23 protein-coding genes are annotated in these 24,899 nt (G+C 28.3%); 2 read left to right on the top strand and 21 right to left on the bottom strand.

Features of this window, described 5'->3' with window-relative positions; genetic code table 11:
• Positions 1 to 34: 34 nt before the first annotated feature.
• The 15 genes from IR152_RS05535 to lon form a co-directional block, all read right to left on the bottom strand.
• Positions 35 to 1,663, bottom strand: coding sequence for a Na/Pi cotransporter family protein (locus tag IR152_RS05535; RefSeq protein WP_227450807.1), 1,629 nt, complete (start codon positions 1,661 to 1,663; stop codon positions 35 to 37).
• A gap of 123 nt (positions 1,664 to 1,786) precedes the next feature.
• On the bottom strand, positions 1,787 to 3,391 hold the full coding sequence (locus IR152_RS05530) for an NAD(P)/FAD-dependent oxidoreductase (protein ID WP_227450806.1): 1,605 nt from the start codon (positions 3,389 to 3,391) through the stop codon (positions 1,787 to 1,789).
• 47 nt (positions 3,392 to 3,438) lie between these two features.
• Positions 3,439 to 3,756 carry a hypothetical protein gene (locus IR152_RS05525; RefSeq protein WP_227450805.1) on the bottom strand — a complete coding sequence of 106 codons (318 nt, stop codon included), beginning with the start codon at positions 3,754 to 3,756 and terminating at the stop codon, positions 3,439 to 3,441.
• A 4-nt stretch (positions 3,757 to 3,760) separates the two neighbouring features.
• Complete coding sequence (locus IR152_RS05520) at positions 3,761 to 4,126, bottom strand: hypothetical protein (RefSeq protein ID WP_227450804.1); 366 nt, start codon at positions 4,124 to 4,126, stop codon at positions 3,761 to 3,763.
• An 80-nt stretch (positions 4,127 to 4,206) separates the two neighbouring features.
• Positions 4,207 to 5,244: a YecA family protein gene (locus IR152_RS05515; protein WP_227450803.1), complete on the bottom strand. Its 1,038-nt coding sequence runs from the start codon at positions 5,242 to 5,244 to the stop codon at positions 4,207 to 4,209.
• Between the two features lie 252 nt (positions 5,245 to 5,496).
• Entirely contained in the window at positions 5,497 to 6,081 is a 585-nt protein-coding gene (locus tag IR152_RS05510; RefSeq protein ID WP_227450802.1) for a hypothetical protein, read from the bottom strand.
• 14 nt (positions 6,082 to 6,095) lie between these two features.
• Positions 6,096 to 6,416, bottom strand: coding sequence for a hypothetical protein (locus IR152_RS05505; protein ID WP_227450801.1), 321 nt, complete (start codon positions 6,414 to 6,416; stop codon positions 6,096 to 6,098).
• A gap of 123 nt (positions 6,417 to 6,539) precedes the next feature.
• The gene (locus IR152_RS05500) at positions 6,540 to 7,412 is read right to left on the bottom strand and encodes a pilus assembly protein PilM (RefSeq protein WP_227450800.1); all 873 of its coding nucleotides are present in this window, start codon (positions 7,410 to 7,412) and stop codon (positions 6,540 to 6,542) included.
• Positions 7,413 to 7,465: 53 nt separating this feature from the next.
• A complete protein-coding gene (locus tag IR152_RS05495) occupies positions 7,466 to 7,816 on the bottom strand; it encodes a type II secretion system protein (RefSeq protein WP_227450799.1) in 351 nt (116 codons plus the stop codon).
• Between the two features lie 53 nt (positions 7,817 to 7,869).
• The gene (locus IR152_RS05490; protein WP_227450798.1) at positions 7,870 to 8,955 is read right to left on the bottom strand and encodes a type II secretion system F family protein; all 1,086 of its coding nucleotides are present in this window, start codon (positions 8,953 to 8,955) and stop codon (positions 7,870 to 7,872) included.
• A 171-nt stretch (positions 8,956 to 9,126) separates the two neighbouring features.
• On the bottom strand, positions 9,127 to 10,506 hold the full coding sequence (locus IR152_RS05485) for a GspE/PulE family protein (protein ID WP_227450797.1): 1,380 nt from the start codon (positions 10,504 to 10,506) through the stop codon (positions 9,127 to 9,129).
• Entirely contained in the window at positions 10,499 to 11,179 is a 681-nt protein-coding gene (locus IR152_RS05480; protein ID WP_227450796.1) for a DUF881 domain-containing protein, read from the bottom strand. Before IR152_RS05480 ends, IR152_RS05485 begins: the two co-directional genes overlap by 8 nt.
• A 314-nt stretch (positions 11,180 to 11,493) precedes the next feature.
• The gene (locus tag IR152_RS05475) at positions 11,494 to 12,573 is read right to left on the bottom strand and encodes an ATP-binding protein (RefSeq protein WP_227450795.1); all 1,080 of its coding nucleotides are present in this window, start codon (positions 12,571 to 12,573) and stop codon (positions 11,494 to 11,496) included.
• Between the two features lie 425 nt (positions 12,574 to 12,998).
• Positions 12,999 to 13,610 carry a ribosome biogenesis GTP-binding protein YihA/YsxC gene (gene yihA, locus IR152_RS05470; RefSeq protein ID WP_227450794.1) on the bottom strand — a complete coding sequence of 204 codons (612 nt, stop codon included), beginning with the start codon at positions 13,608 to 13,610 and terminating at the stop codon, positions 12,999 to 13,001.
• Entirely contained in the window at positions 13,600 to 15,963 is a 2,364-nt protein-coding gene (gene lon / locus IR152_RS05465) for an endopeptidase La (protein ID WP_227450793.1), read from the bottom strand. The genes yihA and lon overlap by 11 nt, the downstream gene beginning before the upstream one ends.
• A 171-nt stretch (positions 15,964 to 16,134) precedes the next feature.
• On the opposite strand from lon, the gene IR152_RS05460 reads away from it, so the two are divergent.
• A complete protein-coding gene (locus IR152_RS05460; RefSeq protein ID WP_227450792.1) occupies positions 16,135 to 16,647 on the top strand; it encodes a chromate transporter in 513 nt (170 codons plus the stop codon).
• Positions 16,635 to 17,162, top strand: coding sequence for a chromate transporter (locus tag IR152_RS05455; protein WP_227450791.1), 528 nt, complete (start codon positions 16,635 to 16,637; stop codon positions 17,160 to 17,162). The genes IR152_RS05460 and IR152_RS05455 overlap by 13 nt, the downstream gene beginning before the upstream one ends.
• A gap of 71 nt (positions 17,163 to 17,233) precedes the next feature.
• Here IR152_RS05455 and clpX read toward each other — a convergent pair whose 3' ends face one another.
• The 6 genes from clpX to ligA all read right to left on the bottom strand — a co-directional run bounded on the left by clpX (position 17,234) and on the right by ligA (position 24,720).
• Positions 17,234 to 18,484 (bottom strand): ATP-dependent Clp protease ATP-binding subunit ClpX, encoded by a 1,251-nt coding sequence (clpX, locus tag IR152_RS05450; protein ID WP_227450790.1) that lies wholly within the window; start codon positions 18,482 to 18,484, stop codon positions 17,234 to 17,236.
• Between the two features lie 18 nt (positions 18,485 to 18,502).
• Positions 18,503 to 19,087: an ATP-dependent Clp endopeptidase proteolytic subunit ClpP gene (gene clpP, locus IR152_RS05445; protein WP_227450789.1), complete on the bottom strand. Its 585-nt coding sequence runs from the start codon at positions 19,085 to 19,087 to the stop codon at positions 18,503 to 18,505.
• A 149-nt stretch (positions 19,088 to 19,236) separates the two neighbouring features.
• Entirely contained in the window at positions 19,237 to 20,523 is a 1,287-nt protein-coding gene (gene tig, locus IR152_RS05440; protein ID WP_227450788.1) for a trigger factor, read from the bottom strand.
• Positions 20,524 to 20,716: 193 nt separating this feature from the next.
• Positions 20,717 to 21,187 (bottom strand): YfcE family phosphodiesterase, encoded by a 471-nt coding sequence (locus tag IR152_RS05435; RefSeq protein ID WP_227450787.1) that lies wholly within the window; start codon positions 21,185 to 21,187, stop codon positions 20,717 to 20,719.
• A complete protein-coding gene (gene rph / locus IR152_RS05430; RefSeq protein ID WP_227450786.1) occupies positions 21,187 to 22,536 on the bottom strand; it encodes a ribonuclease PH in 1,350 nt (449 codons plus the stop codon). Before rph ends, IR152_RS05435 begins: the two co-directional genes overlap by 1 nt.
• 159 nt (positions 22,537 to 22,695) lie before the next feature.
• Positions 22,696 to 24,720 (bottom strand): NAD-dependent DNA ligase LigA, encoded by a 2,025-nt coding sequence (gene ligA, locus IR152_RS05425; RefSeq protein ID WP_227450785.1) that lies wholly within the window; start codon positions 24,718 to 24,720, stop codon positions 22,696 to 22,698.
• Between the last annotated feature and the right edge of the window lie 179 nt (positions 24,721 to 24,899).

Here is a 24,899-nt window from a genome sequence, read left to right as displayed (position 1 = left end):
CTTCAATTTTTATATTATTTTAAATCAACTATTTTTAATCATTTCCTAATCTCTTAGCTATAACTTGTTGCGCTATGTTGACAGCATGGTCAGATATTCTCTCTAGATTACTTATTACATCTAAATAAATAACTCCATTCTCTATACTACATAGATTATTATTCAATCTGTACATATGATTAGCTCTACAAGATTTTTCCATTATATCAACTTGTTCTTCGATTTTTATAACCTTGCAAGCCAAATCTACATTATCACTTCTCATTGATTCTAACGCATAAGTATAGGCTGAAACAACTCTATTGTACATAACATCAAGTTCAGATTGTCCTTCTTCTGAGAAAGAAATATTTGAATCTATTGCAACTTGTGATAATTCAGCTATGTTTTTAGCGTGGTCACCAATTCTTTCTATATCATTGACTGTATTAAACAAGGTATCCACAACTTCTCTTGAATCATCATCTAAAGGTGCTTTTGAAAGTTTAAGTAAGTAATTCAAAATAGCTTTCTGTAAATCATTGATTAATCTCTCTCGTCTATATGTCTTGTCTATTTTTTCAGCCGAATGTTCTACTAAAGCTTCCATAGATGCATTTAGACTTTCCTTAGCCTTCTCACCCATACGAAGTGCTTCTTTTATCGTATTTGCAAGAGCTATAGAAGGAGTTTCTATCATTCTATCGTCTATATATTTGATAGTCCTAGTTTCATCTTCATCTATGTCGCCTGCTTTATCAGGAACAAGCTTTATAGCTAGTTTTATGATAAGATTTGTAAATGGCAAAAGTATCAATACAGATATTATATTAAACAGTGTATGTGTATTGGCTATTTGTCTTGCAACATTGCTTGGGTCCCAACTTGTAACCAAACTTACTACTGGTTTATTCAAGAATATCAAGAATATCACCGTTCCTAAAACATTGAAGATTAGATGCATCATGGCTGCTCTTCGTGCATTTTTGTTGGCACCAATACTCGATAACAGTGAAGTTACACATGTACCAATATTTTGACCATAAAGAATTGGTAGTGCTGCTGATAATGGCACTAGACCTTCTGCTGCCAATGCAACCAACATACCCATAGATGCACTTGAACTTTGTATTATTGCTGTAATCCCAAATCCCAATAATAATCCAAGTAGAGGATATCTACCAAATGTAACAAGTAAGTCAGTAAATCCTTGATAATCTCTTAGTGGTTCTACTGCCATCTTCATAAAATCCATACCTGTAAATAATATACCAAAACCTATAAGTATTTCGGCTATATTTTTTATTCTAGGCTTATTTCCAAATAAATAAAGTATAATACCTACACCTAGTGCCACTGGAGCCATACCAGTTAAGTCAAAAGATACCAATTGGGCTGTAACAGTAGTACCTATATTAGCACCCATTATAACTCCGATTGCCTGTTTTAAAGTCATTATTCCCGCATTTACAAAACCAACAACCATTACAGTAGTAGCACTTGAACTTTGTATTACTGCTGTAACTCCTGTACCTACTAAAACCCCCATAAATAGGTTACTAGTAAGTAATTTTATTATCTTTTTTAGCTTTGTCCCAGCAGATTTTTGAAGACTTTCTCCCATAAGGTTCATACCGTATAAGAACAGACCTAATCCACCCATTAGACTTATTATAATGTTCAAATTATTTCCTCCTTGTAAAGAGATTACTATATCTAAAAATTTTATAACCTATTGTATTTTATCAAATTATAGGAGTTACAATGTTAAATTCATGTTAAATATTACAAAATTATTAAGTTTATGTTAAATTTTTGTATTATTAGTGTATTTTTGTATTATTTTTTCTGCACATCTTATACCATCAACTGCTGCTGTAACTATTCCACCTGCGTATCCAGCACCTTCACCACATGGATATAGATTCTTAATACTTATTGATTCTAAAGTATTTTCATCTCTTACTATTCTTATTGGTGATGATGACCTAGTTTCTACTCCGGTTAAAACAGCATCATACATTGCAAATCCATTTAATTTTTTATCAAGAGATATAAATGCTTCTCTCATAGTCTCTGTTACAAAGCTAGGCAAACATTCACTTAAATTTGTAAGTGTATATCCTGGTCTATATGATGGCTCAACACTTCCTAAATTTAAAGAAGCCTTATTATTGATAAAATCTCCAACAAGCTGAACTGGTGCATTGTAATTTTTTCCACCTAGTTCAAAGGCTAATTTCTCATATTTCTGTTGGAAATGCACACCTGCTAGTGGATTATTACTATTAAAATCTTCTGGCGTTACATTTACTAAAAATGCACTATTTGCATTTACTTTATCTCTTGCATGTTCACTCATACCATTTGTAACTATTTCAAAATCATTTGATGTAGATGCTATGACACTACCTCCTGGACACATACAAAAAGTATATGCTGTTCTTCCATTTGAAACATGCTCTATAAGTCTATAATCAGCAGCTCCTAATCTAGGATGATTATAAAACTCCTTATACTGTGCTTTATTTATTAAATCTTGTGGATGTTCAACTCTAGCCCCTATTGCAAAAGATTTCTGAACTATTTTTACACCTCTTGAATACAACATTTCATAAGTATCTCTTGCACTATGCCCGACAGCTAATATAATCGTATCTGTATCTATTTTTTCGGTATCATTTATTATTACAGATTGTATAGAATCATTTGATACAACTATATCTGTTACTTTTGAATTAAATCTAACTTGACCACCTAAATTTATTATTTCATTTCTTATATTTTTAACTACATTTTTTAATATATCTGTTCCTACATGTGGCTTATGTGAGTATAATATTTCATCTGGTGCTCCAAACTGAACCAATTCTTCTAATACTTTTCTACATCGTATATCTTTTATTCTAGTTGTAAGTTTACCGTCCGAAAAAGTTCCTGCCCCACCTTCTCCAAATTGAACGTTTGAATTATTTTTAAACTTTCTAGTTGTCCAAAACTCACTTATATCTTTAGTTCTATTGTCTACATCAAGACCTCTTTCAAGTATGATTGGTTCATAACCCATTTGAGCCAAAATCAAACCTGCAAACAAACCTGCTGGTCCACTACCAATTACCAAAGGATTATTCTTTAATTTTTTATCACCCATGGTTACATTTACATATCTAACTTCCTTTATTTTTGTTACATCTTTTATTTTTGAGTTGAGTATTTTATTTTCATCTTTAACTTCTACATCTACAGAATAAACAAACTCCATTTTTCCTTTTTTTCTAGCATCTACAGATTCTTTATATATACTATATTTAACTAAGTTTTTTTCTTTTATTCTTAGCTTCTTAAGTACAATATCTTTTAATAAAGATATATCTTTATCAATTCCAAGTTTTATATTAGATACTCTTAACATATTGTTTTCCTCTCTTAGATTGTAATATAAAAAAGCTAGGGTTATTCCTAGCTTTCTACAAATATAACTTCTATATTCTCTTTTACTAGATTTTCTACCCAAATCTCACCTAGCACAAAATTCTTTATTTTGTTTACAACAAGTGCTTTATCTAAATTTTTTTTCAAATTTTTTACTAAGACCATTGCTTCAACTGATTTATTCAATCTTTCAACATACAGAGAATTAACTTTAATTAATACAACTCTTAATTCACACAAATATAGCTCTTCACTACCTAAGGTAATTTCATCATCATATTTATACACACTAAATTCATATATATTTTCATAAGGTGTTATATTTTCTATTCCTATATAGTCCATTTACTTATCCTTTTTTAGTTATAAGGCCTCTTATAACTTTCATGTTATTAAATACCTTTTCTAAAAAGTTTTCTGCTTCTTCATTATCTAAAAGATTCATTTCAAGGTTTTCATTTTCTACAATACCTTTAGATTTACAGTACTCTTTAGCAATATTTATTAGTTCAATTTTTTTATCCATAGATAAATCAAACTCTTTATAGTCTATTATTATATATTGTTTGGTATCAGGGGATACACCATTATTATATCCTATTTCTATATGATAAATAACTGCATATATTTCTTCTCCGTTGTACACAGGTACTGCTGGGTTAGATTTTATAAAGTTCGTTGACACAGCAATTGCATTTCCTAAACTAAGACTCATTATTAATACCTCTTTCTAAACATTATACATATATTATACTATATATTCTTTATCTATGACTTAAAGCTTTTTATAATTAATTAAGATATTTTTAAATCTTTGTATCTTTTTCCTAGAGTGCTAGAGCTTATATCGTATTTTTTTGATATTTGCACTTGAGTTATAGGTTGTCCTGCTTCTTTCTTAACATAATATTCAACAGCAGCTGCCCAACCATTTTCAGCTCCTTTTATATTTTCATGATTTTTCTTATATTCATTCCAAAACTCTATACATGCATCTATATTTTCTTTTTCTACATTTTCTTTAAGAGTATCTAAAACCTTACATTCTTCTTCAGCTAATCCACTTTCTGAATTAACTTTTATATCATTTTTTTCTCTTTCTCTCTTTAAGTATTCAGCTATACTTGGGTCTAAAAGCTGTTGTATATACTTATATAGTATATGCGTATGATAAATTAAGAATGTCTTCATATCTTTGTATACACCTTGATATTGATTGAATAAATTCATAATATCTTTTAAAATTATGTCTTTAACCTCATTTGATATACTTATAGTTACATCTATCAATATGTTAATTCCTTCAATATCAACTATTCTAGCTATCATACAACTTCCGATTTTAAAACTTCTTAGAAGTTTTACATCTTCTGTGTAAAGTTCATTGCCACTCAGACAATCTTTTAAGACTACTCTTCCAACAGAAACTTCTTTTACCTCATAAATACTTACATATGATTCAAATAGACTTTTTAATATTGATACTTCTGATTGACTTAGGTTTGCACCATTTTCTTCAAGAAAACCAACTGTCATAACCTTTTTATTTTCCATTATGTGGTCTTGTATTAAATAAGTATTAAAAAATCTTTCAAACTTTTCATTTACACTATCATTTTGCATTATATAAAACATTTCTTTAGCTTTTTTACATTCGTCTTTAAACTTATCCTGTCTTGAATAATCATATAACTTTGAATATAAATCTGTATATTGTTTTTGTGAAAGTTCAGTTTTTCTGCATGCTCTTTCTGAAACAATATCTTTATTTAAACAACATTTCTTGTATTTTTTGCCACTTCCACAAGGGCATAGCTCATTTCTCCCTAACAATATGACTTCCACTCCCTTATTATTAAATTAAAGTACAATTTGTTATTATACCATTTTTTTATTAATCCATCTATAGTATAAGTAAATATTCTCTTAAATTCACTTATATTTTGGTACAATATATTAACTTTAATTATGATTTCGATAAAATCACTAACAATCCCTCTTATAGAAATAGATTATCGTAAAACTAATTCCTCTATAAAATTTTATTAATTGATAATAGTTTTTTACTTTATCTATTCTTTTTTGTTATATGACTCTAACTGTCATTTTACATTCAACAATATTATCTTTTTCTTGTTTATATTCATTGGAAATATTTTGAGCATCAAAATTATTAGTTTTTAATTTATTGATTTCTATCTTTTCAAGTTTATTGTTTAGTTTTAACTTCTTCATTACACCTTCAAGTTTCAATACATTTTCAAGTTCTCCATTAACTTTTATTTCTAAATTAACTTGTTTTTTATTATGATTATCTAAACTACTTTCTTGATTAATATATTCTATGTTCACAATATCTCTCAGTCCATTTTCTACTAATAACACTATATCTTTATTTGTTTTTTTATCTAAAAATGAATTATTAAAATTATTTTTCAATTCTTCATTTTTATTTAATTCAACACTTTCTATATATTTATCATCTCTATGCTTATTATCCTTTATTTGATAATTATCTTGACTATTTATTTTATTTATTATATTTTGCTTTTCATTCTCTAAACTAGTTAAATTTTCTTTCAAAGGACTTACTATTATATTAGTTGCTAATATAATAGCTAATATTAACAATATTTTAAGTAGATTTTTTTCTCTATTATTTAATCTCAAAAATAATCACCCATCTAACTTTTTATTCTAAATCTGTAATATTCTCCATCTCTTACAATGCTATCTATGTAATAATATTTTATATACTTTATTTTCCTTAGATTCTCTAAAACATCTAAATCATTACACACACCTTCCATCTCCAACTTATTTTTATCTATTAAAATTCTAGTAATACTATTTATTCCAACTATTTCATATATTTTTTTTATTTCATTAATTTTTATTTTAGAAAATTTCTCTCTAGTTTTATCTGTTGTTGGTACAGTGCGTTTTGATTCATTCACTAACTTATTTTGACTTATATAATCTTCAAGTTCATTTATAGATTTCATATACATAAACGATTTAAATAAAATACACGTTAAAATTAAGACTATTATTACATTATAGACTTTATTACATGGTTTAGTTTTTTTGAATCCATTAAGAAAATTTATTGTTTTATATACTTTCATTTAAATAATCATTCCTATACTACTTATATAATTTATGCTACTATCTTCTAAGCCTGTATCAAAATTATTTTCTACTTTTACTTTATCTTTTAATCTTAATGGATTTACTTCAATAGACTTATCTGTATATTTAAAGTATTCTTCAATAAAACAATCTTCTATACCATAGTAATAAATGTACTTAAAATTCCTTAATAGCCTTTTTACTGACTCATATGATTTTATTTCCTTTGATAGCAAGTATGTTTCTTCTATTTTTTTATCTTTCGCTATATTTATAATGAACTGATTTTTTTTACATTCTATAAATACTCCTTCTTCTGAAAAGTTCTCTATTAAATCTAAGTTTATAAGCTTTTGTAATATATCAAAATTTATATTTATAGCCTTTGGATTCATGTTTATACTTTTTGAAATACTTTCAACTAATTGAATAATACTCTTTGGAAAAAGAATTACTTGTATATTCAATTTATCATTGGTAGAATTTATAACTTTATATTTTATTGAATAGCTATTTATATTTATTGGGATATATTGTGTTATTTCAAATTCAATCATACTTAATATATCTCTTTTTTTCTTAGTATCTAGAACTTCAACATTTCTAATGACTATATCTTGAATTTGAATGTTAAAGTATAAAGTTTTATATGATATTTTTAATTTCCTTATCTCCTCTTTTACAAATCTAACTACATCTTCTATGTATTTAATCTTCTCAACCGAATCACTATCATTTTTTATATTAAAATTAATCTCTTTTATAATTGATTTATCTATAAAAACTTTTTTATGATTTTTTCTTAAAAATATAAGCCTTATATAATCATCATTTATCTCTAAATTTAAAATTTTTTTAATTATAGCCATCTCCTTCTTAAATAAAAATAAATTTTAAAATTTATAACAATCTATATAAAATACTATTTTGGATAAAATTGTTTAGAATTTATATTTACACTTATATCCGTTCCGTTATCGCTTATAACAAGTTCAAATTTACCTGATGTACTCTGAGGAACTGGAACAGTATTCAAGTATCCCTTTTCCTTTAATGACTCTACACTTAGTGATTCTACTATCTTTTCATCATCATTAATTGCCATACTAGCTGCTGTTACTATATTAGCGGCATTTGTATAGTCTGCATTTAACTTAGCACTTTCTTGAACCTTACTATACTTAACTAATGCTATACTAGATATAACTCCTAAAATAGTTACCACTACAATCATTTCAACAAGTGTAAATCCTCTTCGTTTTTTATTTATCAATTAAATATTCTCTCCTTTTCAAAAGTTTTATCTAATAAAATTTATTTTTCTCCCTAAAAACTAGTAATTGCATCGAACATAGGAATAACCATTGCCAAAATAAAAGTTCCAATAATTAATCCCATAAAGATAATTAACATAGGTTCTATAAATTTCATTATTTGCTCTATTTTGCTATTTAATTCATTTTCATAAAATTTATTTATTACATCTAGACTTTTATCTAGTTTACCGCTTTCTTCTCCTGTATTTGCCATTGAAATAAATAATTTAGGAAAAATATTCGCTAGATTCAAGGATTTACCTATGCTATTGCCTTTTTTTATATAGTTATTAGAAATTTTTAACCTTTCGTAAATAAATTCGTTGTCTATAACACTAGCTGACATGTCTATAGCTTCCACAATTTGTATGCCACTACTAATCAAAATAGACAATGCTCTTGAAAATCTTGTTGTAGTTACTAATTGATTAATTCTTTTTACAAATGGTATTTTGAACTTTAACAAATTAATCAATTTTTTTATATTATCATTTGTTATAAAGAAATAAATGCTTCCTATTGAAAACAATATAAGACAAAATATCAGATAACCTAAATTATTTGTAACTATTGTAGATATTCCCATTAAAATTTTAGTTATTAAAGGTGGTTCAATTCCATTGCTGGTAAAAACCACCTTAAAATTAGGTATTACAAATATAAATATAAATAGCATTGATAAGATAGATAATACTATAAGTATTATTGGATAGATTGAGATAGTTATTATTTTCGTTTTTAATTTGTATTCTTTATCATAATAGTTAGACAAATCGTTCATTATTACATCTAAGTTTCCACTAGCTTCTCCTGCTTTTATCATGCTTATAAAGAATTTAGAAAATGTACCTGTTATTTGAAATGATTCTGCTATTGAGTTACCTTTTTGAATATGATTTGATACTATATTGAGCAAATTTTTTACTTTTTTATTGGACTGACTCTCAATGATTTCAAATATCTTTGTAATTTCACATCCGGATTCCAATAGTATGCCTATCTCTTTGCAAATTATTCTAATTTCTTTATCACTAATTCTATTTAATACTAAATAAAACTTTTCTAAATTATAAAATATACTTTTAGATAATCTCATATACTATAATACCTTCCAACTTATATTAATTACAATTAAATAAATTTAATACTTTCTAATTTAATGCATTTAATTTTATTTTACTTGAATATAATTTATACTCAAACATTTTAATTAAAATAAATTAAATGAAGTCCAACTGTCTAAAAGAAGTTTAACTATACAATTCAGTTAAATCATTTCATTTACTACTAAACATTCTTCTAACGTCGTTATTTTTTCATTTATTAGTCTTTTACAACTATCTTCAAATGTTATCATTCCATTGTTTTGTGCCACTTCTTTAACAGTACTAGAATCCTCCATATTTCTTATACATGTCTTTATATCATCATTGATTTCTAAGATTTCATAAATTGCTGTTCTTCCAAAATATCCTTTATCATTACATCTTTCACAACCTACAGCTACTTTAGTATTTACGTCTCCACTAAAATTATCTTTTATCATAATCTCATGACTACAATGATTACAAACTTTTCTAACCAGCTTTTGAGATATAACACCTATAAGAGAGGCATTTAAAAGATATGGTGGTATTTGCATTTCCAGTAATCTAGCTATGGAAGATACTGCATCATTAGTGTGTAAAGTGCTTATAACTAAATGACCTGTTATAGCTGCTCTTACTGCTATCTTAGCTGTTTCTGCATCTCTTATTTCTCCGACCATTATTATATCTGGGTCTTGTCTTAATATCGCTCTAAGACCAATCTCAAAACTCAATCCTACTTTTGAATTTACTTGAATCTGACTTATACCATCCATCTTATACTCTACGGGATTTTCTATAGTCATTATATTTTTATTTATACCTTTTAAATCATTCAATAAGGAATATACTGTTGTAGTTTTTCCGCTACCTGTAGGACCTGTCACTAATAATATTCCTGCTCTTTTGTTTATTATATGATTTATAGATTTTATAGCTTCTTCTGAAAAACCAAGTTCTAGTTTATCTTTTAAGAAAGTATCTCTATTAAGTATCCTCAAAACGATTTTTTCACCATAGACAGTTGGTATTGATGAAACTCTAATGTCAATTAAATTACCATCTAACTTTATATCTACTCTACCATCTTGAGGAAGTCTTTTTTCTGTTATATCCATTGATGCCTTTAATTTTACAACAGTAGATAATGATGGATAGACATCAACCAAAAACTTTGATACTTCCTTTAGTTCTCCATCTACCCTCATTCTCACTATTAAGTGTTCTTTAAATGGTTCTATATGTATATCACTCGCGTTTTCTTTTATAGCTTTTTCTAAAAGATTTTCAAATAATTTTTTTGCATAATCCTCATCAAGTTCAAAACTATTGTAATATTTTTCAATCTTTTCACTTATAAGTTCTTTTTTCTCTTTCTTCAATATAATTTCTTTACCTGTAGCTAATCTCAAGTCCTGTAGAGCATATATATCTTCATCCTCTATTTCTACAACTAAATTATCATCTTGAAATTCAACTGGAAATACATTATATTTTTTTGCAAGTTTTTCTGGTATTAACGTTGGTAAACTACTTTCCTCCAATATAATCTTAATCACCCTTTATATACTTTAATTTATTAGGTATATTCATTTTTTTCATAGAGATATTTTCTTCAGTTTTTATGCTTATTTTCATTGGATAATTTGTTTGTATGCTATCTAAATATTTACTCCCTTTATCTACATAATTAGATAGTTTACCTTTATCCCCAATGCATTTTATTTCATATGGTTGTGCTACAGGAACTCCATTTATATTTATATGGCTTCCTGCAAGTACGACTTCCGAATATTGATTAATTCTTTGACCATTTATTTCTATGTATTTTCCTCCATTTACTTTTAATTCATTTATAACTTTTACAAGAATCTTATTATAGTCTATACTATTAGCTATATTCCCTGTTTTTTCATCTATTGCATCTATACTTAATATTATTCCACTACCTTTTATATCTGAATATGATAGACTATCTCTAAGAGTTTCTATTTCTGATATTTCTTCAGAATTTTTTTGATTTTTTTTCATTGAATCAATCTCTTTATCTAACTTACCTTTCTCTTTGCTTAATTCTTTTATAGATTTTTTTGTCATTTTTATTTCTTTTCTTATTGACTTATCCTTACTTGTATAAACTGTTTCTTCACTTCTATAATCTCTAAATATGGTTCCAACAAGTATACCTAAAATAGTACTTGCTAGTATTATAAACACATATTGTTTTTTCATACTGTATTGCTCCTTACAAATTTATTTTTATGTGATAATTTTCTTTAATTAAATATTAAACATTTACATACGCTTATTATATCAAAATTGTATATTAAAATTCATCTTTAGTATATAATATCATACATTAAAATCCTATCGCTAATCTACCACCTATATTGTACTGTTTAAGTATAAACAAGTGAACCACCAAAAATCTTCTTACTTTAGATATGGAGAGAGTATCAAAAACAGTAAACTGGCATAGCTCCAAAGCTACACCAGTTTACTAAAAATTATACATTATAATTGATATTCATTTTAAACATATGTGTTTATATGTTTTCCTCATATTTTAAAATTCTCTTAATTAGTTTGTCTCTTAATTTTCCTACTTCATCAAATCTCATATTAGGGATATAGTAACTTTCTATAATATCATGTTTGGACTTGGCTCTCTTAAGATTTAACACAGCCCAACAAATTAAATCATCTAAGACTTTTTCATCAAACTTAATATCCTCTTCATACTTAAGTAGTTTTTCTCTATTCAAAAATTGATTTAAATCAATTGTATCTTCTTCTTTAAAAATCGTGCTTATTGTTATACCTATATCTAAGTCAGTTAATACTACAGTCTCAATTTTCTCTGGAATAAGTGGATAATGATAAACTTCTACATTTAAACCTTTTTCAATTGCTTTCTTGTATATTTTGTTTAATAGTGTAGTTTTCCCAGTTCCTATTTCTCCAGCTAAACAATAAACTTTCTTTACATCTTTTAAAATATTTTCTGTATAATCCAAACACCCTACAGGAGTTATAGCTGAACCAAATAAATGCTTTTCTCTTTTTAAATTTCCTGTGCTTTCAACTCCATCAAACAAACTTTTTATAAATTCTTCTGTGATTAGATTCACTTTACCATAGTCCATACAATCAGAATATTTTTCTTCTATATCTCTAAAGATTGGTTCTGCTGATTTTAAAAACTTAAATGCTCTTTTAAATGCATTACTAATATCTTTATCGTAGACTAATATTTCCTGTCTATTCTTTTCTAACTCTTCTGTATTCCAGTAATCACCTAAATTAATTATCTCGTCCAAAGCTCCAGGTAGCTTTGGATCCCTAGTATGTGGAGCAGTTGCATCCATAAGTACCACGCCTAATTTCTTTATAACTAAACCATCCAATGAACTTGGGTCAGAAGGGCAGTAATATAAATCAATATCATATCCTCTATGCAAAAATTCTTTATAAATTTTTTTCATAAGCGAGGATTTTCCTACTCCAGGTCCACCCTTTAAACAAAAAACTCTTTTTACATTTTCAGGAATTATATAGTCAAAAAAAGAATATGAGCCCTGTGATGTGTTTCCACCCGGAAATGCCTTCTTTACCTTTCCTTCCATATTAGCGCCTCCTCATAATTTACAATATCTCTTAACTAAGATATTCATATTATAAGAGTTTTATTACAGCTTTATACTTTTGATAAATTTAAAACTTACCATCTAATACTAATAACATGTTAATCTTATCTAATTATTATAGATTTTTATACTATATCTTAGCTTTTATCTATAAATATAATTTTAACTATAAAGGTGAAATTCCTTTTCCTAACCGATAAGTTCTTTTTTTACTTTATTTTCATAAAAACGTATTGTATCATTAATTTAGTATTAAAAACTAAAAAGATGCCAAAAAATGACCATTAAAACCATTTTTAGGCATCCTATATTTTATTTTGATATTAATACAATTAAAACTAATCTAATGTTATTTTACATAGATTATCTAAACAAGTATTACGGCAACATTTAATATTTTAAATTTAATCTACTGTTATCTCATATCCATGTTGATTGTATTGATTTACAATTTCTTCCCACAATTCTTCAACACCAGTCTTCTTTAGCGAAGAAACAGGAATTACTTTTTCGCTACTTTCCATTTGTAATTTTTTTCTTATTATACTTATGTGTTTTTGATATTGTCCTCTAGATATTTTATCTGCCTTAGTTGCAATAACTACACAGTTATATCCAAAATGTTTTATCCATTCATACATAAGCTTATCATCCGCTGTAGGTTCATGTCTAATATCTACAAGTAGGAATATAGAACATAATTCTTGTCTACTTTCTAGATATCTTTCCATTATACCTCCCCACTTTTCTTTTTCAGACTTAGCTATCTTTGCATATCCATAGCCTGGAAGGTCTACAAAATAAAATTCATTATTTATTAAATAAAAATTTATAGTTCTAGTTTTTCCTGGTGTTTGACTAGTTCTAGCAAAGTTTCTTCTGTTAAGCAATGTGTTTATTATTGATGATTTTCCAACATTTGACCTACCAGCTAGTGCTATCTCTGGAATTCCTTCTTCTGGATACTGTGATTTATTCACAGCACTCATAGTTATCTCTGAACTTCTAATTTTCATTCTTTTCACCACTCTTTAATAAAGCTTGTTCTAATACTTCATCCATATGTTCTACAAGTACAAACTCCATTTTTTCTTTTACATTTTCTGGTATTTCATCTAAGTCAGCTTCACATTCTTTAGGAATTAATACTTTTGTTATACCAGCTCTATGAGCTGCTAATAATTTTTCTTTAACCCCTCCTACTGCTAACACTCTACCTCTTAAAGTTACCTCTCCTGTCATGGCTATATTTCCAGGTACAGGTCTTTTAGTAAGTGCTGAAATTACTGCAAGAGCCATAGTTATACCAGCTGATGGTCCATCTTTTGGAACAGCACCTTCTGGAATGTGTATATGAATATCATTAGTCTTATAAAAGTCAGGGTCTATGTCAAACTTGTCCACTATTGACCTTATATAAGAGATACCTGTCTTAGCAGATTCTTTCATAACATCTCCTAGCTTTCCAGTTAATACAATTTCACCTTTACCTTTAAGCACATTTACTTCCACTTCAAGTGTCACTCCACCAACTGCTGTCCATGCAAGACCATTTACTAATCCTATTTGAGGATTAACTTCTGCAAGTTGATACTTAAACATGTCTTTTCCAAGATATGTCTCTAGGTCAGATTTATTTACAACAACTTCTTCAAGAGTTGGGTCTTCAACGTATTTTTTAGCAACTTTTCTACAAATCTTACCAATAGTTCTCTCTAAGGTTCTTACACCAGCTTCTCTTGTATAATGGTTTATTATACTTCTTAAAGTTTCATCATCTATTTTTATAAAGTTTTCTTTTAAAGCGTGTTCTTTAATTTGTTTTGGAAGTAAGTATTTTTTTGCTATATTTAGTTTTTCTTCTTCTATATATCCAGATACTTCTATTACTTCCATTCTATCTAATAACGGTCTTGGTATATTGCCTAGACTATTTGCTGTTGTAACGAATAGTATTTTTGATAAATCAAAAGGTATTTCTAAGTAATGGTCTACAAAATCCTTGTTTTGCTCTGGGTCTAATACTTCTAACATAGCTGAAGCTGGGTCACCTTTATAATCTGCTGCCATCTTATCTATCTCATCAAATAAGAATACAGGATTCTTTGTTTGTGCTTCTTTTACTCCATTAATTATTCTTCCTGGAATTGAGCCTACATAAGTTCTTCTATGACCTCTTATTTCCGCTTCATCTCTAACTCCACCTAAAGATATTCTTACAAATTTTCTATTTAATGCTCTAGCTATTGATTTTACTATAGATGTCTTTCCTGTTCCTGGAGGCCCAACTAGACATATTATAGGACCTTTAAGCGACTTAGCAAGGGTTCTTATGGCTAGGTATTCTAATATTCTTTCTTTTACCTTCTCTAATCCATAATGGTCTTCATCTAATATAGCCTTTGCCTTAGTTATATCTAATTTATCTTTTGTTTCTTTGTTCCATGGCAATGAAAATATAGTATCCAAGTAGTTTCTACTTACAGATACATCTGGAGACATTGAAGATATTTTTGAAAATTTATCTATTTCTTTTTCTATTTTTTCCTTAGTTGTCTTAGGTGCTTTTATTTTTTTAAGCTTTTCTCTATATTCATCTGCTTCAGAATTTATATCTTCTTCTTCACCTAATTCTTTCTGTATAGCTTTTAATTGTTCTCTTAGATAATATTCTTTTTGAACTTTATTCATTTGTTTTTTTACTCTTAAAGTTATTTTTTTCTCTATTTTTAATATATCTATTTCCTCTAATAATATAGAATAGATAAGTTCAAGTCTTTTCTTAATATCAAACTCTTCTAATATTTCTTGCTTTTGGCTTGATTTTAGGTATATGTTTGCAGCTATTGTATCTATAAATCTATCTACATCCTCTATATCAGCCAAAGATATTAATATTTCTGGTGACACCCTGTTTCCAATATTTATATATTCTTCAAAGGCATCAAATACATTTCTTACAAATGCTTCGATTTCAATTTCTGTCTCACTATTTAGATTATCACTATCAAAAACTATTTCTTCTATTACTGCTCTAAAATACCCTTCTTCTTGTTCTATTTTTTTTACTCTACCTCTTGATACCCCTTCAACTAAAACACGAACTGTATCTCCTGGTAATTTTATCATTTGTTTAACTTTACAGATTGTTCCCACATGATAAAAATCTTCTTCCCCTGGCTCGTCAACTTCTGCTTCTTTTTGAGATGTTAAAAATATAAGCTCTTCATCCATCATAGCTTGGTCTAAAGCCTTAAGAGATATCTCTCTTCCTATATCAAAATTTAATATCATATATGGAAATATAGCTAATCCTCTTAGAGGAATTAATGGTAATTCATGATCTATTTTAGTATAATTTTGTTCCATCAACATTACTCCTTTTCTAGTGTAATTATTTTGCTTTTAATATTATATATTCGAAACAGTTAATTTTCAACATTAATGATAAATTCTTAGAATATAATATTATTATTTTATTATGATATAATATTATTATTAGTATACTTAGATGTTATTTATCTTTTGGAGGTTTCTATTATGTTGAAATTATTTTTAACCTTTTTAAAAATTGGTGCATTTACATTTGGTGGTGGATACGCTATGGTTCCCCTTATACAAGATGAACTTGTAAACAAACAAAAACTTTTAGAGCAAGAAGAATTTATTGATTTTCTATCCATAGCTCAAAGTTATCCTGGAGTACTGGCAGTTAATATCTCTGTATTATTAGGATATAAACTTTATGGTATACCAGGCGTTCTTATATGTACCTTAGGTTCTGCTTTACCATCATTTTGTATAGTCTTAGTACTGTCATATTTGTATTTTAAAAATTCCTCGTCTAAAATTTTAGATGGATTTTTTAAAGGAGTTGCACCTGTTGTAATAGCTCTTATATTGTATTCTTTTACGAGCATGTTTAAGAAACTGCCAAAGTCCAAAACTAACATACTACTATTAATTATAGCAGTTTTATCTGTTGGTGTATTCAATATAAGCCCTATTTATTTAATAATTGGAGGAGGTGTATACAGTCTATGTCAGAAATAACACTACTCTTCTTAATATTCCTTAAAATAGGAGCATTTAGTTTTGGTGGTGGATATGCTATGCTGCCATTTATTCAACAAGAATTTATATCTAAACACCACCTTATAACTAATCAAGAATTTTTGGATTTACTTGCTATATCACAATCTACACCTGGTCCTGTAGCAATAAATAGTGCTACATTCGTAGGATTTAAGACTGCAGGTTTCTTTGGTTCTCTGGCTGCAACTATTGGTGTCACGATTTTTGCGTTAATAGGTCTAACTATTATATCAAAGTTATTTTCTAAATTTAAAAACAATAAAAAAGTAGAAAACTTATTGATAGTTCTTAGACCAATTACTTTAGGATTCATACTATCAGCAGCTTTTTCATCTGCTAAAGAAGTTAATTGGGATTTATATGGAATAATTGCATTTATAGCGTCATTTTATCTTTTATATAAAGGAAAAATTGGCTCTATTGCAATTGTATTCGTCTTTGGTGTTCTAGGTATATTACTCACATTTTTATAATGCCGAGATTTAGTTTTATATTTAGTATATTAAAATAAAAAAAGGAGCTTTTAAAGCTCCTTTTCATCATCTTATGCACTTTCCTCTTGATCCTTAAGTACTATGATAGGATTTACTGAGTCTTCGTTCACAGATTTCTCTGTTACTATAACCTTCTTTATATTATCTCTAGATGGTACCTCAAACATAGTTTCCATCATTACACTTTCAACTATACTTCTAAGCCCTCTAGCTCCTGTATTTCTTTCTATAGCCTTTTTAGCTATTGCACGAAGAGCATCTTCTTCAAATTCTAGCTCAACATCATCTAACTCTAATAATTTTTTATATTGTTTTACTAGAGCATTTTTAGGTTCCTGTAATATCTGCATTAATGCATCTTCATCCAGTAGTTCTAAAGTAGCTAAAACTGGTATTCTCCCTATAAATTCAGGTATTATACCATACTTTAATAAATCCTCTGGAAGTACTTTTTCATATAATTTTCCTAAATCTAATTCTTTTTTACTTTCTATTTTAGCTCCAAAACCTAGTGTTTTATCTCCACCACGTTTTTGAATTATCTTCTCTAATCCATCAAAAGCTCCACCTAATATAAACAATACATTAGTAGTGTCTATCTTCAAGAATTCTTGATGAGGATGTTTTCTTCCTCCTTGTGGTGGCACATTTGCAACAGTACCTTCTAATATTTTTAGAAGAGCTTGTTGAACACCTTCACCACTAACATCTCTAGTTATAGATGGGTTTTCAGATTTTCTTGCAATTTTATCTATCTCATCTATATATATTATACCTCTTTCAGCTTTTTCTATATCAAAATCAGCAGCTTGAATAAGCTTTAAAAGTATATTCTCAACGTCTTCTCCAACATATCCAGCTTCAGTTAATGATGTAGCATCTGCCATTGCAAAAGGTACATTTAGAGTTCTTGCTAGAGTTTGAGCAAGTAATGTCTTTCCAGAACCTGTAGGCCCTAATAAAAGTATATTGCTCTTTTGAATTTCTATATCCTTACTACTAGATTTTTTACTGTATATTCTCTTGTAATGATTATAAACTGCAACTGATAAAGCTTTTTTAGCTTTTTCTTGACCTATTACATAATCATTTAGAATCTCCATCATTTCCTTTGGTTTTGGTAAAGATGTAGTATCTTCATCTATAGTATCTTCTATTTCTTCTTGAATAATTTCGTCACAAAGTTCAACACACTCGTCGCAAATGTATACATTTGGACCTGCAATTAATCTTCTTACTTGATCTTGATTTTTACCGCAGAATGAACACTTTAATTGTCGTTTTTCTTCATATTTAGACATATTAACACCTCTCTCTATCTACGGTCTCTTTGTAAATACTTCATCTATTAAACCATATTCTTTGGCTTCCATTGCACTCATGAAGTTATCACGTTCAGTATCCATTTTAATTTTCTCTAATGGCTGACCAGTTCTTTCAGATAATATCTCATTTAGAGTTTCTTTTATTTTTAAAATTCTCTTTGCATGAATTTCTATATCTGTTGCTTGACCTTGAGCTCCACCTAATGGTTGATGTATCATTATTTCACTATTTGGTAGCGCTAGTCTTTTCCCTTTTGCTCCTGCTGCCAACAAAAACGCTCCCATAGAAGCAGCCATACCTATACATATAGTACTTACATCTGGTTTGATGTATTGCATAGTATCATATATAGCCATTCCAGAAGTTATACTTCCTCCTGGAGAATTTATATATAAATGTATATCTTTGTCTGGGTCTTCAGCTTCTAAAAATAATAGCTGTGCTACTATAAGCCCTGCTGTGGCATCGTTAACTTGATCTCCTAAGAAGATTATTCTGTCTTTTAATAGTCTAGAAAAAATATCATAAGATCTTTCTCCTCTTCCTGTTTGTTCAACAACTACAGGTACTAATGCCATGGTTTTATACCCCCTTCATTCTATATAATTTACAGTAGCTTTTTCTAAGCTACTGTAAATTATTATACTCATTTAACTAAATTATATTTGCACATCATTATATACTAAACATTTCATAACGTCAACTATGTTAGTTAGCGTTTCTTTTATTAAGCTATTGTTGCATTCTCAACTAATAAATCTATTGTTTTTCTTATCTTTATTTGTCCTTTTATGTCTTCCTTATCAGCATCTCTTAAAGAAGCTTCTATTTTTTCTATTTCCATATTGTAAGCAGAAGCCATTTTCTCTAACTCAGATTTAAATTCTTCTTCTGTTGCTTCAATTCCTTCAGCTTTAGTTATTGCTTCCAATACTAGAGAAGATTTAACTAATTTTTTAGCATCTTCTTTTCTCTCTTCTCTTAATTCTTCCATAGTTCTACCAGTCATCTCCAATAATTGTTGTAATCCAAATCCTTGATATTGTAATTGATAGTTAAGTTCGTTTAACATATTATCTATTTGATGTTGAACCATAACTTCTGGTATTTCTATTTCTGTATTTTCAGCAACTTTTTCTACTATTGAATTTCTAGTCTCTGCATCTGCTTTATTTTTAGCTTCTTCTTCTAACTTAGCTCTTACATCTGCTCTTAATTCATCTAAAGTATCAAATTCGCTAGTATCTTTAGCAAATTCATCATCTAATGTAGATAATTCTTTTACTTTTACATCGTTTATTTTCACATTAAATACAACTGGTTTTCCAGCTAAATCTTGTGAGTGATACTCTTCTGGGAAAGTAACATTAACTTCTACTTCTTCACCAGCTTTTTTACCTACTAATTGTTCTTCAAATCCTGGTATAAATGTGTTTGAACCTATAACTAAGTTATAATTTTCACCTTTACCACCTTCAAAAGCTACACCATTCTCAAATCCTTCAAAGTCTATTATAGCTGTGTCTCCATCTTCTAAAGCTTTATCTTCTACACTTACTAATCTAGCATTTTTTTCAACCATTTCTTGTAGTTTAGCTTCAACATCTTCATCACTTACAGTATTCTCAACCTTAGCTATTTCTATACCCTTGTAGTTTCCTAATTCAAACTCTGGCTTAACTTCTACATTAAGAACCATAACTAATCCATTATCTTTGCTTATTTCTTCTATATCTAAATCTGGATTGTCTATTGGGTCTATATCTAATTCCTTGATAGCTTCTGGATAAACTTCTGGGAATAATATTTCTATAGCATCATTATAGAATATGCCTTTTCCGTATTGAGTCTCTATAACAATTCTTGGAGCTTTACCTTTTCTAAATCCAGGTATATTGTATTTATTTCTGCTTTTATTATAAGCCTTATTTACTGCTGCTTCAAATTTATTGTTATCTACTGTTATTTTTAAAGTAACTTTATTACCCTCTTTTTTAATTAGTTCTGCTTTCATCCTTCTAATCCTCCTAGTGATATTTATGTAATACCCGATAATGGTATCATAATTCATTCTATTTATAATTCAACCACTTAATTATATCACATAAGTTTTTTTATTTACAAGTGTTCCATTAATATCGTTGTACTTATTTGATAAAATTTAATTTTTTGAGCGTTTTTTGCCATTTTTTTGGATAAATACACCTTTATATGCGTATTTCTTCAATATTTATCTCATCTTCTTCTATATCCATAATGACAAAACTTTTATACGATACTCCTCTTGGAAGTGAAATACTCCCAGGATTTATGTAAAGTACACTATCTTTAATTTCTCTAAACGGAGTATGGGTATGACCAAATATAACTATATCAGCTCCAACTTCAGTTGCCTTCTTTTCTAACATATGTGTACCATATTTTACACCATACTTATCTCCATGGCATAAAAATATAGTTTTATTTGCTACTTCAAAGACAACTTCTTCCTCAACAGCATCAAAATCGCAATTACCTTTAACTGCAATAATTCCTACATTAGTCATACTATGAATATATCTTGAGTCTGTAAAGTTGTCACCTGCATGAATTATTAGGTCACATTCTTTCAAATATGGTATTGTTTTTTCCATATTTTTAGTCATCATATGTGTATCACTCACTATGCCTATTTTCATTACTTCACTACCCTTTTTATAAACTCTTGTTTCATAAGTTTTAGTGCATTTGCTCTATGACTGATTGAATTTTTTATAACACTAGGTATTTCTCCAAAAGTCTTATCATATCCTTTTACTATAAATAAACTATCATATCCAAAGCCATTTTTACCCTTTTCTTCAAAGCCTATCGTTCCTTCACAAATTCCTCTTACTACAAATTCTTTTCCATCTGGAAAAACCACTGCTATTGCAGAGACAAATCTTGCATTTCTTTTACTCATTGGTATATTTTGCATAGCTTTTAATAGCTTTTTTCTATTTTCTTCATCTGTTGCATGTTCTCCTGCATATCTAGCTGAATAAACACCAGGTTTTTTGCCTAAAGCATCTACTTCTAATCCAGAATCATCTGATATAGCTATAAGTTTAGTCTTTTTGGCTATTGTTCTAGCTTTTATCAATGCATTATGTTCAAATGTTTTTCCATCCTCTACTATTTCTATCCCTGCTAAGTCAACATCTTTTAAAGAATATACTTTATATTCAAAGTCTTTTAAAATTTCGCCTATTTCTTCTAGTTTATGAGCATTATTAGTAGCAATCACTACTTCATTGCCATAATCCATACCTAATATCTCATCTGCTATTTCACCTAAAACTTCTCTTTGAAGCCTTATTAATTCTTTATTCCCTTTTTCTCCTAACTCTAACAATAAATTTAAATCTTTTCTCGAAAAAGGTTTCTCTTCTCCAGTCCCCTGTACTTCTACAAACTCACACTTATCAGTCATTATTATATTCATATCTACTTGTGCTTTAGAATCTTCTTCATAACATAAATCTAGCATGTGTATTTCATTTACTATACCAACACTAATTGCAGATACAAAGTTTGTTATTGGCATTTCTTTTATTGTCTTTGCTTTATATAATTTATATATTGCTTCTGCAACTGCTACAAACGCCCCTGTTATAGATGCAGTTCTAGTTCCACCATCTGCTTGAATCACATCACAATCTACCCAAATAGTTCTTTCTCCTAACTTATTTAAGTCTACAACAGACCTTATCGCTCTTCCTATTAATCTTTGTATTTCTTGTGTTCTTCCGTCAATTTTTCCCCTAGATGCATCTCTTATCTTTCTTTGTTGTGTTGCTCTTGGCAGCATAGAATATTCAGCATTTATCCATCCAGTACCACTATTTCTTAAAAAAGGAGGAACTTTATCTTCTACTGAGGCAGTACATATAACCTTTGTCTCTCCCATTTCTATAAGAACAGAACCTTCTGCGTACTTTGTGTAATCTCTAGTTATCTTTACAGGTCTTATCTGTTCGTTACTTCTATCATAACTTCTGGTCATTTTTCATATCCTTTCTTATATTTTTTGTATTTTATAAACTTATTTTTATAATTTTTAATTTTGTCAAATATTAAGTATTGTCATTTTTCATAATCTTATCAGCTTACTGAACTATTCTATCATTAATTATAGTAGTTTTCTACTAAATTAAGCGACTTTTTAACTCTCTAATATAGCTTTTACTTCTTCTTTCGATGATAAATTTAATAATTCTAAAAATCTCTCTTCATCTATAACTTTAATTCCTAAATCATTTGCTTTAGTGAGTTTAGAACCAGCTTCCTCTCCTGCTAAAACAAATGTTGTCGATTTACTTACACTAGATGTGGCTTTCCCACCTCTTTTTTCTATCATATCTTTTGCATCATTTCTTTTTAATGTAGGAAGTGTACCAGTCAAGACTATTTTCATTCCTTCAAATATTTTTTCTACTTTTTCACCTGTATTATCCAATGATTTTGTATTTACTCCTACCTTTTTTAACTTGTTTATAACGTTCATATTTTTATCTTCCTTAAAAAACTCGACAACGCTGTTTGCCATTATACTTCCGAATTCTTCTAATTCTTCTAGTTGCTCACTAGTTGCAGAAATCACTTCATCTAAATCCTTAAAGTTATATGCAAGTATCTTAGCTGCTTTGACTCCTATAAATTTAATACCTAATCCATTTATAAGTCTCCATAAATCATTTTCTTTTGATTTTTCAATTGAATTTATTAAATTATCAGCAGACTTTTCACCCATTCTCTCTAAGTCGACTACATCTTCCTTTTTTATATAATATAAATCAGATACATCTTGAATTATTTTTTCATTTAATAACAACGTAATTATAGATTCTCCTAAGCCATCTATATTCATTGCATCCCTTGATACAAAGTGTATAATTCCTCTTCTTATTTGGGCTGGACAAGACATGTTTATACATTTTACAGCAGCTTCTCCTTCCAGTCTTATTGTTGGCTCTAAACAGACAGGGCACTTTTCTGGCATTTTAAAATCTATTTCATCTCCAGTACGTTCTTCTTTTATAACTTCTAAAACTTGAGGTATTATATCCCCTGCTTTTTGAACTAATACCATATCATTTATTTTTATATCTTTTTCTCTTATATAGTCTTCATTATGAAGTGTAGCTCTACTTACAGTAGTACCTGCAAGTCTAACTGGTTCAAGTATTGCTGAAGGCGTTATTGTACCAGTTCTCCCAACTTCTACTATTATATCTACTATTTTAGTTTTTTTCTTTTCTGCTGGAAACTTATACGCAATTGCCCATCTAGGACTTTTTGCTGTATATCCCATTTCGTCCCTTTGTTTTATATTATTTACTTTTATTACCATACCATCTATCTCATATTCTAAATTACCTCTGTTCTCTGTCCAGTATTCAATGTGTTCAATAACTTCATCTATATTTTTACAAACTTTATAACGCTGACTTACTGAAAATCCTAGTTTTTCTAAATACTCTAGTGATTCACTGTGACTTTCTAAGTCGTACTCTTCTATATTTTCCATATTAAATACAAATATATCTAATGGTCTCTTTGCAGTTAATTTGGGGTCTAATTGTCTCAATGAACCTGCTGCAAGATTCCTTGGATTAGCAAATAATGGCTGTTCTTGTTCTTCTTGTTGCTCATTTACTTTTCTAAAATTATCCTTTGATATATACACTTCCCCTCTAACTATTAATTCTTTTTTATCATTTATTTTAAGAGGTATGCTTTTTACAGTCATTAGGTTTTGAGAAATATCTTCTCCTACAATTCCATCTCCTCTAGTTGCTCCTTTTTCAAACTCTCCATTATTATAAGTTAGACCTACAGAAAGACCATCTATTTTAAATTCAACAACATATTCAACATTATCTCCTACATATTCTTGAACTCTCTTATCAAAGTCTCTTAAGTCTTGCTCTGAGAAAGCATTTGATAAACTCAACATAGGAGTTTTATGTACAATTTGATTGAATTTATCTAATGGCTTACCTCCTACCCTATTTGTTGGAGAATCAACTCTCTTTAGTTCTGGATTTTCTTCTTCTAAAGAAATTAACTCCTGCATTAACTTATCATATTCATAGTCTGATATTTCTGGGCTATCTTGATTATAATACCTTTCATTATGGTAGTTTATTTTTTCTATAAGTTTATTAATTTCATCTTTTACGCTCACTTTTTGCACCTCTTCATATTTTTTAAATTAAATTATTTTGAAATTTCCTTATAATTAATTATTTCCTATTTATATATTTTTTAGTATATCACTTTTTTGACTTTAAATTTACTACAAAAAAACTCTTATTAGTATCTCTAATACGACTAATAAGAGTTTTTTATTTTTATTAAAATTTT

It is taken from the genome of Clostridioides sp. ES-S-0108-01 (assembly GCF_020662285.1).
Lineage (GTDB): Bacteria > Bacillota > Clostridia > Peptostreptococcales > Peptostreptococcaceae > Clostridioides.
This window is presented reverse-complemented; position numbering and strand designations above follow the sequence as displayed.